Below are 15,728 nucleotides of genomic sequence, written 5' to 3'. Positions count from 1 at the left end.
TTACTCCCCCTTTTTTTCAATAGGTGCAAATTGTGCTAGCAAGCGTTTTGGTCCTTCAGATTTAAAGATAATATCTAATTCGACAGAACCATTTTTTTCTTTTACATTACTTACCATGCCTTCGCCCCATGACTTATGCATTACTTTATCACCAACATTCCAATTGGTAGCTGATTGCTTTTGTTTTGTTGCAGTAGCACGTTGGCTATGCGCTCGTTTAGCAGGTTGTTTGGTAGCATTCTGGAAACGATTGCTCGTTGCCTGTGCTTGAGATTTTGATTTACCTTTAGATTCATTTTCCAATAAATCTTCAGGAATTTCTCTTAAAAATCTCGAAGGCATATTGGATTGAGGACGACCAAATAACATTCTAGATGTTGCATGTGTTAAGTATAAGGTCTCCTCAGCACGTGTTATTGCAACGTAACAAATACGTCTTTCTTCCTGCATTTCATGTTCATCATCACTCTTAATCGCTCTGATATGTGGGAATAAAGATTCTTCCATACCCATTATAAATACAATTGGAAACTCAAGACCTTTGGCAGAGTGCATCGTCATGAGCGTAATACCATCTTCAATTTGAGCATCATCAATATCAGCAACCAGTGATAAATCAGTTAAAAAGTTAATTAGCGATTGCTCTTCTAAGGGTGTGTTTTCTTCATAATCTTTAGGTACAGACATAAATTCATCGATATTTTCTAATCTACTTCTAGATTCGAGCGTTTGTTCACGTTCTAACATGTCTCTATAGCCTGTCTTAGTCAATACTTCTTCTACAATCTCTGTAATTTCAAGAAATTCTTGTTGTTTAATTAAATTTTGCATAACATCATAAAAACTAATACATTCTTGCGTCACTTTTTTAGATAGTCCTATAAAATCAACCTCTGCTAATGCATCAAACATACTTAAATCATTTTGTGCCGCATATGCTTGAATTTTATCTACAGATGATGGACCGATGCCGCGTTTAGGAATATTGATTACTCGACGTAAACTAATGTCATCATTACTATTTGCAATAATACGTAAGTAACTTAATAAGTCTTTAATTTCTTTTCTGTCATAGAACTTTTGACCACCAACCATAGTATACGGTAAGTTCGATTTCATAAATGTTTCTTCAAGTACACGTGATTGTGCGTTTGTACGATATAAAATGGCCATATCTTGATACTTTTTACCATTTCTTTGGTGTTTCATAATTTCACGCACGACGTATTCAGCTTCATCTCGCTCAGTCGTAGCTTCATAGTAATGAATTTTATCGCCACTCGTATTACCAGTCCATAACCCTTTCGGTTTACGTTCTGAATTATTTTTAATGACTTCATTCGCTGCATTTAATATATTTTTTGTAGAACGATAATTTTGTTCTAAGAAAATCGTTTTGGCTTCTGGATAATCTTCTTCAAAAGAAAGAATATTTTGGATATCTGCACCACGCCAACCATAAATTGATTGATCTGAATCTCCAACAACGCATAAATTTTTAAATTTAGCGGCAAGTAATTTAACTAAAGTATATTGTGCTTTATTCGTATCTTGATATTCATCGACATGAATGTATTGAAATTTATTTTGATAATAATCTAATACATCTGGTACACGTTCGAATAATCGAATCGTCACCATGATCAAATCATCAAAATCAAGTGCTTCATTTCTAGATAATTGTCTTTGATAACCTTTATAAACGGTTGCAACCATTTGTTCATGATAGTCATTTGCTTCTTTTTGTGCATCCTCAGGTGTTTTCAATTCATTTTTAAGGTTACTTATCGCCCCGATAAACATTCTAGGTTCGAATTTTTTACTATCTATATTTTCATTTTTCAGTACATCTTTAATCACTGATTTTTGGTCAGTTGGATCAATAATTGTAAAGTTACGTTCTATACCAATACGGTCTGCATCTCTTCTCAAAATCCTCACGCACATTGAGTGGAATGTAGACATCCACAATACCTGAGCTTGTTCTCCAACTAATGTTTCAACACGTGCTTTCATTTCTTTTGCTGCTTTATTAGTAAAAGTAATCGCTAAGACGTTATACGGAGACACGTCTTTTTCATCTAGCAAGTATGCGATACGATGGGTTAACACACGTGTTTTACCTGAGCCGGCACCTGCCATAATTAGTAGTGGCCCCTCTGTCGTACGTACTGCTTGACTCTGTTCATCATTCATCTTGTTTACTAATGCATTCATTAATGTGTCTCCTTTACTTTAACTGTTTTTAGTGCTTTGTTTATATCTTCGTATATAATATTTCCGACAATGATTGTATCTGCAATAGAAGCCATCATTTCTGCTTCTTCGTAGTTACTAATACCGCCACCATAAAATAATTGTGTTTCCGTTAACATGTCTGCTGCTGCCTTTACCAAGTTAGTTTCGCCATACACACCACTATACTCTATATACATAACTGGTAATTGATACATATCATTGATCATTTGTGCATAAGCTTCAATATCTTCATCATCTATCATCGTGTCAGCTTGCGTTAATTTGGCTACCTTGCAATCTGGATTAAGTACCACATATCCTTCGAACACAACTTCATTAAAATCTATCAATGTACCATATGACTTTAACGCTTCTAGTAATAAACCATTATGGTATTTTACATCTCTACTGTTTAAAACAGTTGGAATAAAATATAAGTCAAAGCCAGGTACAACACTTTCAAGATTAGATATTTCAAGTACTATTGGTAATGAATAACATTTAACTTTATGCATTAAGTGCGCAACATTTTCTTCAGTGATGTCATCCGTTCCACCAATCATAATTGCGTCCGTATCTGATGTACAAATTTTCATTAAATCTTCGTCACTGATGGGCTTTGCGGGGTCCAATTTAAAAATATGTCTCCACTTATTCATGTCAGTCATGATATGTTTCTCCTTCTTTTAGCATACATATGATTATATCATTTTTATGTCTCGAGTTCTAAAATACTGAAGAAAAAATCACCCCAAATTTCTGAGGTGATTTTGCATCATCTTGATATTACTTATTAAGATGGTAATAGCTTTCTAAATTTGTATTTTTCTCATTGATTGTTTTTGCCAATTGAGGTCCTACATACCTTAAATGCCATGGTTCATAAGCATAGCCAGTTTGTTTTGATTGGTTCTTAGGATACCTAATAATAAAACCATAATTGGCTGCATGTTTAGCTAACCATTGTGCTTCTTTAGTTTTTTCAAAATCTGTATGAAAATCATTTAATGGTTGGCTTGTTCCTACATCAAATGCTAAACCTGTTTGGTGTTCAGAATGTCCAGGTTTAGCAGCATATTTAGTTGTCTTTTGCTTACCATCCTTCTCAACAAAAGTATCTACCACTTTTTCTTGATTCTCAAAATTTCTATATCCACTTGTCATGGTCAAATCTAAATTTCTTTTTTCTGCTTGCTTCAATAATTTGTTTAGTTGCTTTTTAGCTATTTTATTTTCGCCTGGTTTATATTTCGCCGGAAGTGCAAGTTGTTTATTCACAATGACATGACCATTGACATAAGTTACACCATTGTTTTCATATTTGAGTGGTAAGGCATTCTTGGGTTTAACAATATTGTCATTAGTTGGTTTAAAATTATTAGCTGATAGAATCATAATAAAAATAACAATAAGACATAAACATACTAAAGTGAACAGAAAAAGCATCACTTTTTTTGACATAGATCTCTTCCTTTCATTCTATAAAAACCATCGCCTATTTTAAAATGGAATCCCATTTTCATAAATGTCTGCTACATATTTCATTACCCTTCTTCAATGTTATAAACCGCAAAAATAATACAAAATGCCAGACAATCACATCGTTATAATATCTCATATTTTAAAATCAAATCCATCATTAGTATAAAAAAATGACGACTTTGGTTACTATACCTAGTCGTCATTCGATAAAATTTATGGTTTAAATCATTAATCGGCCGTTTCTATATTCATACGATCAAGAATCATCGTGTAAGCATCATTACCCCATTGTAGTGATCTCTTCACACGAGAAATTGTCGCTGTTGATGCACCTGATTCTTGTTCGATGGTTGCATATGTGTAACCTTGTTTAATCATTTTTGCAACTTGTAATCGTTGTGATAATGATTGGATTTCGTTCACTGTACATAAATCATCAAAGAATTCATAACACTCTTCTCTATTTTCAAGTGTCAATATTGCATCGAACAGTTCATCTAATGCTTTTCCTCTAAGTTTTTCTATTTGCATTTAAAACAACCCCTGTATTTTTCAATATAATCTTATTTTAACGTATTAGTACATTAAAGTGTAACGATTTCACTTGAAAAATTTTATTATTCTAAACCAGCTCTTTGGAAAATTGTATCCACTTGATTTAGATGATGCTTTGGATTGAAACACTCATCTAAATCTTCTTTTGTTAGTAAGTCTGTAATTGTTGCATCTTCTTCAATTAAAGTTCTAAATGGTGTTTTTGTTTCCCAAGATTCCATAGCCTTTGGTTGTACTTTATCATATGCAGCTTCACGTGCCAAACCTTTGTTAATCAATGCTAATAATACGCGTTGAGAGTATATTAAACCAAATGTTTTATCTATATTCGCTAACATATTATCTTCGAAGACAGTTAGTCTTTCTACAATATTTGTAAACCTATTCAGTCCATAATCTAATGCAATGGTTACATCTGGTAACATAATTCGTTCTGCAGATGAATGAGAAATATCTCTTTCATGCCATAATGGCACGTTTTCATATGCTGTTGTAACGTATCCTCTGATTACACGTGCAATACCAGTGATATTTTCTGAACCAATCGGATTACGTTTATGTGGCATGGCAGATGAACCTTTTTGACCTTTTGCAAATGCTTCTTCTACTTCACGTGTTTCTGTTTTTTGTAAATTACGAATTTCTACAGCAAATTTTTCCATTGAAGTGCTAATTAAAGCTAATGTTGCAACATAATATGCGTGACGATCACGTTGTAGTGTCTGCGTAGACACTGGTGCGGCATCTAATCCTAAATGCTCACACACATAGGCTTCAATTTCTGGAGGAATGTTCGCAAATGTACCAACTGCCCCGCTCATTTTACCAACTTCAATCTCTTTTCTTACTTGTTTAAAACGTTCTAAATTACGTTTCATTTCTGTATACCATAAGGCCATTTTCACACCGAAAGTAGTTGGTTCAGCATGAACACCGTGTGTACGTCCCATCATCAAAGTATATTTATAGTCTTTCGCTTTTTGTGCTAATACATCAATAAAACGTTCCAAGTCTTTTTCAATAATTTCATTTGCTTGTTTGATGACGTAACTTAATGCAGTATCAACTACATCTGTTGAAGTTAAACCATAATGGACCCACTTGCGCTCTTCACCTAATGTTTCAGAAACTTGTCTTGTAAACGCAACTACATCATGACGTGTTTCTTGTTCAATTTCTTGTGCGCGAGCGACGTCTACTTTAGCATTTTCACGTATTTTCTTAACATCTTCAGCTGGAATATCACCTAATTTGCTCCATGCTTCACATGCAAGTATCTCTACCTCTAACCATGCCTCATAGCGATTTTGATCCGTCCAAATATTAGACATTTCTTCTCTAGAATAACGTTCAATCATTGAAATAAGCTCCTATCATACATAAATTTAGTTTGATTCCATTAAAACATGTACATTAATAAATAATTCAGACTAAAAGTTCGTGTTTACCTTTTCAGTAATAGTTTAACAGAATTATATTAAAAAGTATAAGGCTTTTAAGTCATCTTTATAAAATATTTACACATTCCAAAAATAACCGCTACGGATACGATGATCCATAACGGTTCATAAATTATTGCTCTATCATTTTTCCTACAAATTCAATTTCTTGCTTCAATACTTCTAAACTGCCATCTTTATTCTCTTTATAAATTGGCTTTTCGAACCGTTTGACCGGCGCATACCCCGCTTCACGCATACGTTGTAAGCAATCTTGAATCGTCTCGTTATCTGCGACTTTAAATTTTTGCTGTTTTTTCATATACTTTCAACTTCATCCGTATCGTATTGCTTAAGTTTTTTACTTCTAACACCTTTCGCCCAGAAACCACCGTGTATTTGACGTGGTTCATATGCCACAATAAATGCTTTTTCATCGATTTGCTTAATGGTATCAATTAATTTAAATTCGAAACGTCTTGGCGTTAAAATTTGTAATATTAAGCGTTTGCCATCTCGACCATATGCTGTATTGTGGGTTACACCATAACCTAAATCTCTTAATTGTCTCGGTAAGTCTAACTCGTATTCTGATGATGTCACATTTACAACTGTGTAGCCAAGCGCAAGTTTTTCTTCTATCTTCATGCCTACTATGATACCAATTGAAAATCCAAAAGCGTATGCGAACACATTTTGAATTTGATCTAAACTAGACATGACCATACCTAATCCAACAACATATACAAGTACTTCTAAGAAACTGACAATAGCAGCTACATAGCGATATCCTTTAAGTGTTAAGATTGTTCTCATTGTAAGACACGTCACATAAGCAACGTTTATAATAAAAATTGCTAAAACCATTAACCATGGATTAGATGTTATTACTGACATGACCATTTTCCTTTCTCTTACATTAAATTCAAGTAATTTTATCAACTATGATTTCGTTTGTCACTAAAAAGTTATCGGAATTAAATTAATTTTTAGGCCATGTGTATCTTGTATAAGCTAATTCTCGTTTATGCGCATTTTTTATATAATGATTTTCTATTATTTCTTTAGATTCACTTGATACAGATTTGCCTTCTAGATAATCATCAATATCATCATAACTTACACCCAATGCTTCTTCATCAGGCAATTGTGGTTTGTCATCTTCCAAATCAGCGGTTGGCGTTTTTTCATACAAATGCTTAGGCGCTGCTAAATACGCTAAGAGCTGTTTACCCTGGCGCTTATTCAAACCAAATAAAGGTGCAATGTCTGCAGCCCCATCTCCATATTTTGTGTAAAAGCCTGTGACATTTTCAGCGGAATGATCTGTACCAACGACAATCCCTTTTTGTTTAGAAGCAATAGAAAATTGAACTTTCATCCGTTCTCTTGCTTTTTCATTGCCTTTTTGAAAATCTGTTAGATTCACACCAGCTTCTTTCAACGACTGAATACTTTGATCCACAGCTGGTTTAATATTTACAGTTATAATTTTGTCTGGTTGGATATAAGTTAACGCATCTTCTACTTCTGCAGCATCTTTTTGCTCACCATAAGGGAGTTTAACAGCTATAAATTCACAATCATTGCCGTCCTCTTTCAGTTCGTTTACTGCTAATTGACATAATTTACCTGCTAAAGTTGAATCTTGACCACCAGAAATACCTAGTGTTAAAGATTTAATAAACGAATGCGATTGAACATAGTTTTTTATAAATTGGATAATATGTCGTGTTTCACTTTTACTTTCAACCGATGGTTTCACTTTCATTTCTTTCACAACTATATCTTGTAAATTACTCATTTTCTTCCTCCATCTCTTTAACATGTTCTGCAACTTCAAAGATACGTTTGTGTTTATTTTCCCAACATAACGTACTTAAATCAACCGGATATTCCTGTGGGTTTAAGTGACGTTTATTCTCGTCCCATAAATATGCGAGACTATCTTTCAAATAGGCTTGTGCTTCATTTTCATTTGGTAAATCATATACAAGTTCTCCATCTATGAAGATGTCATGATGTAAGTCTTTAGCAATAAATGATTTTATGAATTTCATTTTATATGTGTGTACTGGGTGGAATAATTTCAAAGGCGATTCATCGTATGGATCTTCATGTTCTAAAGTAATGTAATCTCCTTCTGCCTTATTCGTTTTTTTATTAATTATGCGATACACCTTTTTCTTACCTGGTGTCGTTACTTTTTCTGCATTATTTGATAACTTAATGCGGTCAACGTATGATCCATCACTGTCTTCTACAGCAACGAGTTTATAAACAGCACCTAATGCTGGTTGATCGTAACCCGTGATTAATTTAGTTCCTACACCCCAAGAGTCTACTCTAGCGCCCTGCGATTTTAAACTCGTAATCGTTTGTTCATCTAAGTCATTAGATGCAATAATTTTTGCATCAGTAAATCCTGCTTCGTCTAACATACGTCGTGCTTCTTTTGAGAGGTAGGCAATATCACCTGAATCTAGTCGAATACCAACAAAATTAATCTTATCGCCTAATTCTTTAGCAACTTTAATCGCTGTTGGCACACCAGATTTTAATGTATGGAAGGTATCTACTAGAAACACACAATCTTGATGTCTCTCAGCATACTTTTTGAATGCTATGTATTCATCACCATATGTTTGAACCATCGCATGCGCATGCGTCCCTGAAACAGGTATCCCAAATAACTTACCAGCGCGTACATTACTAGTTGAGTTAAAGCCTCCTATATATGCAGCTCTAGCTCCCCACAATGCTGCATCTGCTTCTTGCGCTCGGCGCGTACCAAATTCCATTAACATATCATCATGTGCAACTTGTCTAATTCTGCTTGCTTTTGTCGTAATTAATGTATGAAAATTAACAATATTTAAAAGCATTGTTTCTATCAATTGAGCTTGGATGAGTGGTGCTTCTACTCTAAGCAATGGCTCATTTCCAAAGCAAAGTTCTCCTTCTTGCATTGAACGTATGCTTCCAGTAAAACTCAAGTTTTTCAAATAATTTAAGAAGTCGTCTTGATACCCTATTGATTTTAAATATTCAATATCTGACTTTGAAAAATGAAAACTATTAATATATTCGATAACACGTTTTAATCCATTAAACACTGCATACCCACTATCGAATGGCATACTTCTAAAATATAGATCAAACACTGCCATACGCTCATGGATCCCATCATCCCAATAACTTTCTGCCATATTTATTTGATATAAATCATTATGCAACACTAATGTATCATCTTCATATTGGTACACAACCATCTCTCCAATCAGCTTTTCCATCATTTTAGCATAAATGAAGTATTGTTAGCACTTTAAATAGGACTGATTTACGAATTCAAAATAGAAGTAAAGATATCAGTTATTTATTTAAAATTTGTTTAAAATGTGACATGGTTAACGACAAAGTCATGACAGTTATATGTTTTATCATTTTATAAATTTAAAAATGATATATAATATTTATGAGGTGTTTTTAATGCTAAATGAAGCTAAGTCTTTTATAGAAACCATGTATAATGAATTAAATTATGATAAAAATAAAATAACAGAACGAATTGCTGAAATTGAGTCAGCTATCCTTTCTACTGGCACTTATGAGCATACATTTGAAGAATTGAATTATGGAGCCAAAATGGCATGGAGAAATTCCAATCGTTGTATCGGACGATTTTTTTGGGATTCTTTAACTGTGTCTGATGCAAGACACATACAAAGTGAAGATGAATTTATAGAAGCAATTGAAAACCATATTGACATTGCGACTAATAATGGAAGAATCAAACCTTACATCACAATTTTCTCAAAAGATAACCCCCCGCAAATTTATAACAATCAATTAATTAGATACGCAGGGTACGAAACATGTGGAGATCCAGCTGAGAAAAAGATTACCAAATTAGCACAACATCTTGGATGGCAAGGTCAGTATACACATTTTGATATTTTGCCCTTAATTTACAAAATGCCGAATAGCAAAATAAAATATCATGAATACCCTAAAAATTTAATTAAAGAAGTATCTATTACACATGACAGATTTCCCAAACTGCAACAACTCGGTTTAAAATGGTATGCCGTCCCTATTATTTCAAGTATGGATTTAAAAATTGGTGGCATCACTTATCCTACTGCGCCATTTAACGGTTGGTATATGGTAAATGAAATTGCCGTTCGTAATTTTACTGATGTCTATCGCTATAATTTGTTAGAAAGTGTTGCAGAAGCATTTGAATTTGATACACTTAAAAATAATTCTTTCAATAAAGATCGTGCATTGGTTGAATTAAACGATGCTGTGTATCATTCTTTTAAAAATGCTGGCGTCTCTATCGTCGATCATTTAACAGCATCTAAACAATTTGAAAGATTCGAAATGAATGAAACGAAACACGATAGAGAAGTTACTGGTAAATGGTCTTGGTTAGCACCCTCTTTGTCTCCCACATTGGTGCCCAATTATCATCACGGATACAAAAATGTGATGAAAGAACCTAATTTCTTTTATAAAAAAACCGAAGACTCAGGTTGTCCATTCCATTAAATGATTCACTATATTTAGATAAACAAGGGGTTACATTACATGAAACTTTATTATTTAGGACCAAAGGGCACATTTTCTTATTTAGCTGCGACACAATATAAATCAGAATCAGAAATTGAATTTGTTCCAAAATCTAATTTATACGAAGTCGTCGCATCTGTTTCAGAAGATAGTCAAAGTATTGCTGTTGTGCCTATAGAAAATTCAATAGAAGGTACGATTAATATCGTAGCCGACGCATTAACACAACAGAATATATATGCACAAAGTGAACTTCATTTAGATATACAATTTGCTTTATATGGTTCAGAAAACGCAACCGTAAATGATATTTCAACAGTATACTCAATTGGGCCTGCTATTAGTCAAACCAGCCAATATATACAAGCGCATGGATTTGATATTGCTTATGTAGACAGTACAATTAAAAGTTTAGATAAAATTTCACAAAATGTTGGTGCAATCGCACCTTTAGGTAGCGGTGAAGCTTATGGCTATACATCAATTGCACAAAATATTGAAGATTATCCACATAACGTCACTCGTTTCCTAGTCGTCAGTAATCAACCAAAACACATCGAACAAGCAACCGACACGATGTTATTAATTACACCGAAATTTGATAAACCAGGTCTATTAGCCAGTATATTAAATACGTTTGTATTATTTAATATTAACTTGTCTTGGATTGAATCTCGTCCATTAAAAACGCAATTAGGTATGTATCACTTTTTCGTTCAAGCAGACACACCTATTTCCGAAGACCTTTCAAAAGTGATAAAGATACTTAATACTTTAGACTTTCAAGTCACGATTATAGGTACCTTTAATAAACTCAATTAATTCTTGCTAGTAACTGTCCCATACAACTGTTTAGATGTTTTCATAGCAAAACTTCATCTTGTTATCATGTTGAATATGAAAAGAAGCGTTTGTAACAAAGTTTTGTTACAAACGCTTCTTTTATTTCAATGGCAATGGTTGTGTAACATCTATACCTAAAACAGGTGGCACTAAGAAGTATACAACCAACACGATTACGACAATACTTAATAAATTCACCCAAAAACCAACCGATGCCATTTTTTTGATACTGATTTTGCCAGTGCCAAATACAATGGCATTCGGAGGCGTTCCTACTGGTAACATATATGCACAATTTGCTGCCATAGCAGCAGGAACCATGAGTAACAATGGGTGCACATTAACTGCGACAGATAATGTGGCTAAGATCGGTAATATCATTGTAGCTGTAGCTGTATTGGATGTGATTTCAGTTAAGAATAAGACAAAAATTGTAATTACAAGCACAATAACCAATGGGCTGACACCTTCAATTAACTTTAATTGTTCTCCTAGCCAATTCGCTAAACCACTTTCTGAGATACCTTTTGCTAGTGCTAAACCGCCACCAAACAAAATTAATACTCCCCATGGTAAATCCTTAGCTACTTCCCAGTCTATAATACGTTTATGCTTTTCTTTATTTTTAGCAGGAATTAAGAATAATAAGACAGATATAAACATGGCAATCGTCCCATCAGCAACTTCTGAAGTGAATGTCCAATGCTTTAATAAAAATTCTCGTGTTATCCATAAAAAACTAGCAAGTAAAAATACAATCAATACTACTTTCTCTTCATATTTCATTTTTCCAAGTTCACTTAATTTTTTTCTAATTAAATCTTGCCCACCTGGCAATGTTTTCATATCATGTTTAAACGCAATGTAACGAATATATATCCAAACTAAAAACAGTAAGACGATGACTGTTGGTACACCAATAATCATCCATTTTGCAAAGCTAATTTCTTCACCAAAAGCTGATTGATATTGCCCCTTTAATATAATTAATGGTGGTGTTCCAATTAATGTACCTAAACCACCAATCGTACCCGCATAACCTATCGCTAAGACTAATGCTTGCTCAAATTTAGAAATACTTTCAGGTTTTGTATCTCCGTGTTTCAATTCATTTGCTTCTTTAATAATTGCTAAACCAATAGGTATCATAATCATAACCGCTGCAGTGTTCGAAACAAACATGGATAAAAAACCGGTTGCTATCATAAAGCCTAATAATATTCTTCCTGTACTCGTACCTAATGTATTAATGATTCGGAGCGCTACCCGAGTATGTAGATTCCACCTTTCCATTGCAATAGCTAGAATAAAGCCCCCTAAAAATAAGAAAATAATGTCATTACCATATTGAGCAGATACTTCTTCTGGATTGAGCACATGACCAACTGGAAGTAATATCAAAGGTAATAAACTTGTAGCAGCAATTGGAATCGCTTCGGTAATCCACCAAGTGGCAATCCATAATGTGATAGCTAAGACAAATACACCTTTATCAGATAAATTGTCAGGTTGAAATAACAACAATGTTAGTACAAAGAGCAAAGGACCTAAAATTAACCCTACTAATTGACCAACATTATAAGATTTATTCTCTTTTTTATTTGAGAAAAACATCAAATACTGCGACCTTCTCATATCCCCTTTATTTAAATTATTCATCAAGCTCCCCCTTTAAATTATTATCAGAATATTCACAATAATTCATTAGAGTATAACATAATATATTTCAAATTGGTTTATAATTTTAAATCGTTTACATCACCATTATTTATTATTCAATTTACAAATGATAATCAATCTATATTTACTTTTTTGAATCTGATATCGGCTTCGTTAGATATGTAAAGATGTTTGATATCCTTTAAATACACGCTTTGTGACTCATGATCAAATTCATTTTTTGCTATAACGATATTTTCATGTTTGATATTATTATAACTTTGAATACGTATAGCTTCTTTACGCATTTCTCCTATAAATTGATTTTGGAAAATATTTAAATTGTTTCCTGCTTGTGTCCCCCTTTCATTACCTTTCATATCTTTCGCATTTTTCCCATCTTTTACAGCTAAAAAGCGTATACCGCCCTCACAATTTTTAAAAACATTATGGTGAATATACGTATTTTTATTTTTCAATGGTGTGAGTGCATATTGTTTCATATTTTCAAAAACATTATAGCGAATATGAATATTGTCATAGTATTTATGATAACGGCTTGCATGAGAACCAATTGCTCGGTTCCAAGGTTGCATACCGGGTGTTTCTGAATTACCAAAATAGCAATTTTCTATTATGACATTCTTCGTAATTGTCCCATCAGTTGCACCAAATTTTGGAAAAGCACCTGAAACTTGTATATCTAACTGCACCGCTTCAGAAAAAAATCTTGTGCCATCCGGATCATTGAAACCTAAGAACTTGCATTGATTGATGTACAAACCGTTCACTCCACATGCATCCAAACAATGTCCTCCAACCACATCTTTAAAAGTAACATCCACAATTTGAACGTCACATGCATGTCCCATGCACATCGTCGTATTATTATAAGGGTAGTCGTACCCATTCATATCAAACGTGCCACCTGCTATATGAATATGACTATTTCCGTTATAACCATAATACGATTTAAAACGACGTCCGTTTTTCAATAATGTATCTTTACCGCATCTTTTTAAAATTGCTTTATCATCTAAAAGTAATGTTGTTGCCTCATATATCACAAGCGGCTTGCGAATATGATATTCTCCTTGAGGCACATATATCGTTGTTCCTTTATTTTTCTTTGCATAATTGAGTGCTTTTTGCATTGCACGTGTATCTGCCCATTTGTGTTCCCCTTTTAAACCAAATTGTTTTGCATTAATAATCATAGGCCAGTTCCTTTCATCGTTATTACTTAATAATTAACATAAATATGTTTTTTTAAACGCGTTTACTATATCTTTAATGATTTATCATCTTAGTATATAATTACTATTATATTTAATATTGGGAGTGTAACCATAATATGAAAAAAAGTGCGTTAATTGTAGTAGACTATTCAAATGATTTTGTAGCTGAAAATGGAAAATTAACTTGTGGACTTCCAGGTCAACAAATTGAAAGCTACATAGTGGAAAGAATCGAAGTTTATAACAAAAAGCAATCTGATATCTTTTTTATGATGGATTTGCATTATGAAGAAAATAAATATCATCCTGAAAGTAAGTTGTTTCCACCACATAATATCATCGGTACATTTGGTCGTGAACTTTATGGTAAAGTAAATGATATTTATCAAAATATTTTATTTAACGATCATATCCACTATTTAGATAAAACACGTTATGATTCATTTTGCGGTACACCTTTAGACTTAATGTTGCGTGAGCGAAATATTAATCATTTAGAAATCGTTGGCGTTTGTACGGATATTTGTGTACTCCATACTGCAATCAGCGCATACAACTTAGGATATGGTATTTCCATTTCACATAGAGGTGTCGCTTCCTTTAATCCTTCAGGTCACGAGTGGGCATTAGATCATTTTAAAAATTCACTAGGTGCTGAAGTAGAATAACAATGCGAAATCATGCTAGAATAACATTAACTACTTAAAATAAGGAGAATTTAGATATGGCAAAAACTTATATTTTCGGACATAAAAATCCAGATACAGATGCAATTTCATCTGCTATTATCATGGCAGATTTTGAACAACAAACAGGTAATGCTGAGGCTACTGCATACCGTTTAGGCGAAGTAGGCCCTGAAACACAATACGCTTTAGATCATTTTAATGTAACTGCACCAGAGTTACTAAATGATGATTTAGCCGATCAAAATGTCATTTTAGTTGACCATAATGAATTCCAACAAAGTGCTGATTCAATTGCTGATGCAGCTGTTCAACACGTTGTCGATCATCACAGAATAGCTAACTTTGAAACTGCAGCACCTTTATATTACCGTGCTGAACCAGTTGGCTGTACTGCAACAATTTTATACAAAATGTATAAAGAACGTGGATTTGAAATCAAACCTGAAATTGCTGGTTTAATGATATCTGCAATTATTTCAGATAGTCTATTATTCAAATCACCTACTTGTACTGAGCAAGATGTACAAGCTGCAGAAGCATTAAAATCAATTGCTAATGTTGATTTAGAATCATATGGCTTAGAAATGTTAAAAGCTGGTGCTTCTACAAAAGATAAATCTGTTTCTGATATTTTATCTATGGACGCAAAATCATTTAATATGGGAGATTTTGTTACACGTATTGGTCAAGTAAATACAGTAGATATTGATGAAGTATTTGCACGCCAAGAAGAATTAGAAAAAGAAATGCTTGAAGTAAGCGCCAATGAAAAATATGATTTATTTGTATTAGTTGTTACTGACATTATTAATAGTGATTCTAAAATTCTTGTTGTTGGCGCCGAAAAAGATAAAGTCGGCGTTGCCTTCAATGTAACACTTGATAATAATACTGCCTTCTTACCAGGTGTCGTTTCACGTAAAAAACAAGTTGTACCACAAATTACAGAAGCATTAACGAAGTAATACATCTTTATTAACACAACACTTCGTACAATTTATTCAACATAT

15 protein-coding genes are annotated in these 15,728 nt (G+C 33.3%); 4 read left to right on the top strand and 11 right to left on the bottom strand.

Features of this window, described 5'->3' with window-relative positions:
- The 9 genes from pcrA to ACM6UH_RS05525 all read right to left on the bottom strand — a co-directional run bounded on the left by pcrA (nucleotide 1) and on the right by ACM6UH_RS05525 (nucleotide 8,980).
- A complete protein-coding gene (gene pcrA, locus ACM6UH_RS05565) occupies nucleotides 1-2,217 on the bottom strand; it encodes a DNA helicase PcrA (protein ID WP_011302763.1) in 2,217 nt (738 codons plus the stop codon).
- Entirely contained in the window at nucleotides 2,217-2,906 is a 690-nt protein-coding gene (locus ACM6UH_RS05560; RefSeq protein WP_011302762.1) for a heptaprenylglyceryl phosphate synthase, read from the bottom strand. The genes pcrA and ACM6UH_RS05560 overlap by 1 nt, the downstream gene beginning before the upstream one ends.
- A 118-nt stretch (nucleotides 2,907-3,024) precedes the next feature.
- Nucleotides 3,025-3,699 (bottom strand): M15 family metallopeptidase, encoded by a 675-nt coding sequence (locus ACM6UH_RS05555; protein ID WP_047503222.1) that lies wholly within the window; start codon nucleotides 3,697-3,699, stop codon nucleotides 3,025-3,027.
- A gap of 249 nt (nucleotides 3,700-3,948) precedes the next feature.
- On the bottom strand, nucleotides 3,949-4,251 hold the full coding sequence (locus ACM6UH_RS05550; RefSeq protein WP_002482821.1) for a YerC/YecD family TrpR-related protein: 303 nt from the start codon (nucleotides 4,249-4,251) through the stop codon (nucleotides 3,949-3,951).
- A gap of 86 nt (nucleotides 4,252-4,337) precedes the next feature.
- Nucleotides 4,338-5,633, bottom strand: a complete 1,296-nt coding sequence (gene purB, locus ACM6UH_RS05545) for an adenylosuccinate lyase (protein ID WP_041079959.1) — start codon at nucleotides 5,631-5,633, stop codon at nucleotides 4,338-4,340.
- A gap of 214 nt (nucleotides 5,634-5,847) precedes the next feature.
- Nucleotides 5,848-6,036 (bottom strand): NETI motif-containing protein, encoded by a 189-nt coding sequence (locus tag ACM6UH_RS05540; protein WP_002482819.1) that lies wholly within the window; start codon nucleotides 6,034-6,036, stop codon nucleotides 5,848-5,850.
- Nucleotides 6,033-6,611, bottom strand: coding sequence for a DUF2179 domain-containing protein (locus tag ACM6UH_RS05535; RefSeq protein WP_037538142.1), 579 nt, complete (start codon nucleotides 6,609-6,611; stop codon nucleotides 6,033-6,035). Before ACM6UH_RS05535 ends, ACM6UH_RS05540 begins: the two co-directional genes overlap by 4 nt.
- A gap of 85 nt (nucleotides 6,612-6,696) precedes the next feature.
- The gene (gene nadE, locus ACM6UH_RS05530; RefSeq protein ID WP_011302758.1) at nucleotides 6,697-7,518 is read right to left on the bottom strand and encodes an ammonia-dependent NAD(+) synthetase; all 822 of its coding nucleotides are present in this window, start codon (nucleotides 7,516-7,518) and stop codon (nucleotides 6,697-6,699) included.
- The gene (locus ACM6UH_RS05525) at nucleotides 7,511-8,980 is read right to left on the bottom strand and encodes a nicotinate phosphoribosyltransferase (RefSeq protein ID WP_011302757.1); all 1,470 of its coding nucleotides are present in this window, start codon (nucleotides 8,978-8,980) and stop codon (nucleotides 7,511-7,513) included. The genes nadE and ACM6UH_RS05525 overlap by 8 nt, the downstream gene beginning before the upstream one ends.
- A 223-nt stretch (nucleotides 8,981-9,203) precedes the next feature.
- On the opposite strand from ACM6UH_RS05525, the gene ACM6UH_RS05520 reads away from it, so the two are divergent.
- The gene (locus ACM6UH_RS05520; protein ID WP_011302756.1) at nucleotides 9,204-10,268 is read left to right on the top strand and encodes a nitric oxide synthase oxygenase; all 1,065 of its coding nucleotides are present in this window, start codon (nucleotides 9,204-9,206) and stop codon (nucleotides 10,266-10,268) included.
- Between the two features lie 39 nt (nucleotides 10,269-10,307).
- On the top strand, nucleotides 10,308-11,111 hold the full coding sequence (locus tag ACM6UH_RS05515) for a prephenate dehydratase (protein WP_011302755.1): 804 nt from the start codon (nucleotides 10,308-10,310) through the stop codon (nucleotides 11,109-11,111).
- A gap of 120 nt (nucleotides 11,112-11,231) precedes the next feature.
- Here ACM6UH_RS05515 and ACM6UH_RS05510 read toward each other — a convergent pair whose 3' ends face one another.
- Together ACM6UH_RS05510 and ACM6UH_RS05505 are read right to left on the bottom strand one after the other, a co-directional pair.
- On the bottom strand, nucleotides 11,232-12,791 hold the full coding sequence (locus tag ACM6UH_RS05510) for an SLC13 family permease (RefSeq protein ID WP_011302754.1): 1,560 nt from the start codon (nucleotides 12,789-12,791) through the stop codon (nucleotides 11,232-11,234).
- Nucleotides 12,792-12,925: 134 nt separating this feature from the next.
- The gene (locus ACM6UH_RS05505) at nucleotides 12,926-14,008 is read right to left on the bottom strand and encodes a glycosyl hydrolase family 28-related protein (protein ID WP_011302753.1); all 1,083 of its coding nucleotides are present in this window, start codon (nucleotides 14,006-14,008) and stop codon (nucleotides 12,926-12,928) included.
- Between the two features lie 137 nt (nucleotides 14,009-14,145).
- Between ACM6UH_RS05505 and ACM6UH_RS05500 the strand changes: the two genes are divergently transcribed.
- Together ACM6UH_RS05500 and ACM6UH_RS05495 are read left to right on the top strand one after the other, a co-directional pair.
- A complete protein-coding gene (locus tag ACM6UH_RS05500; RefSeq protein WP_011302752.1) occupies nucleotides 14,146-14,697 on the top strand; it encodes a cysteine hydrolase family protein in 552 nt (183 codons plus the stop codon).
- Nucleotides 14,698-14,753: 56 nt separating this feature from the next.
- Nucleotides 14,754-15,683, top strand: coding sequence for a manganese-dependent inorganic pyrophosphatase (locus tag ACM6UH_RS05495; RefSeq protein WP_011302751.1), 930 nt, complete (start codon nucleotides 14,754-14,756; stop codon nucleotides 15,681-15,683).
- Nucleotides 15,684-15,728: the final 45 nt, after the last annotated feature.

The sequence above is a fragment of the Staphylococcus sp. LKG4-2 genome, from assembly GCF_050955665.1.
GTDB classification, from domain to species: Bacteria; Bacillota; Bacilli; order Staphylococcales; family Staphylococcaceae; genus Staphylococcus; species Staphylococcus saprophyticus.
Note: the sequence above shows the minus strand (reverse complement) of the source record. Positions and strands in the feature narration are given on the sequence as shown.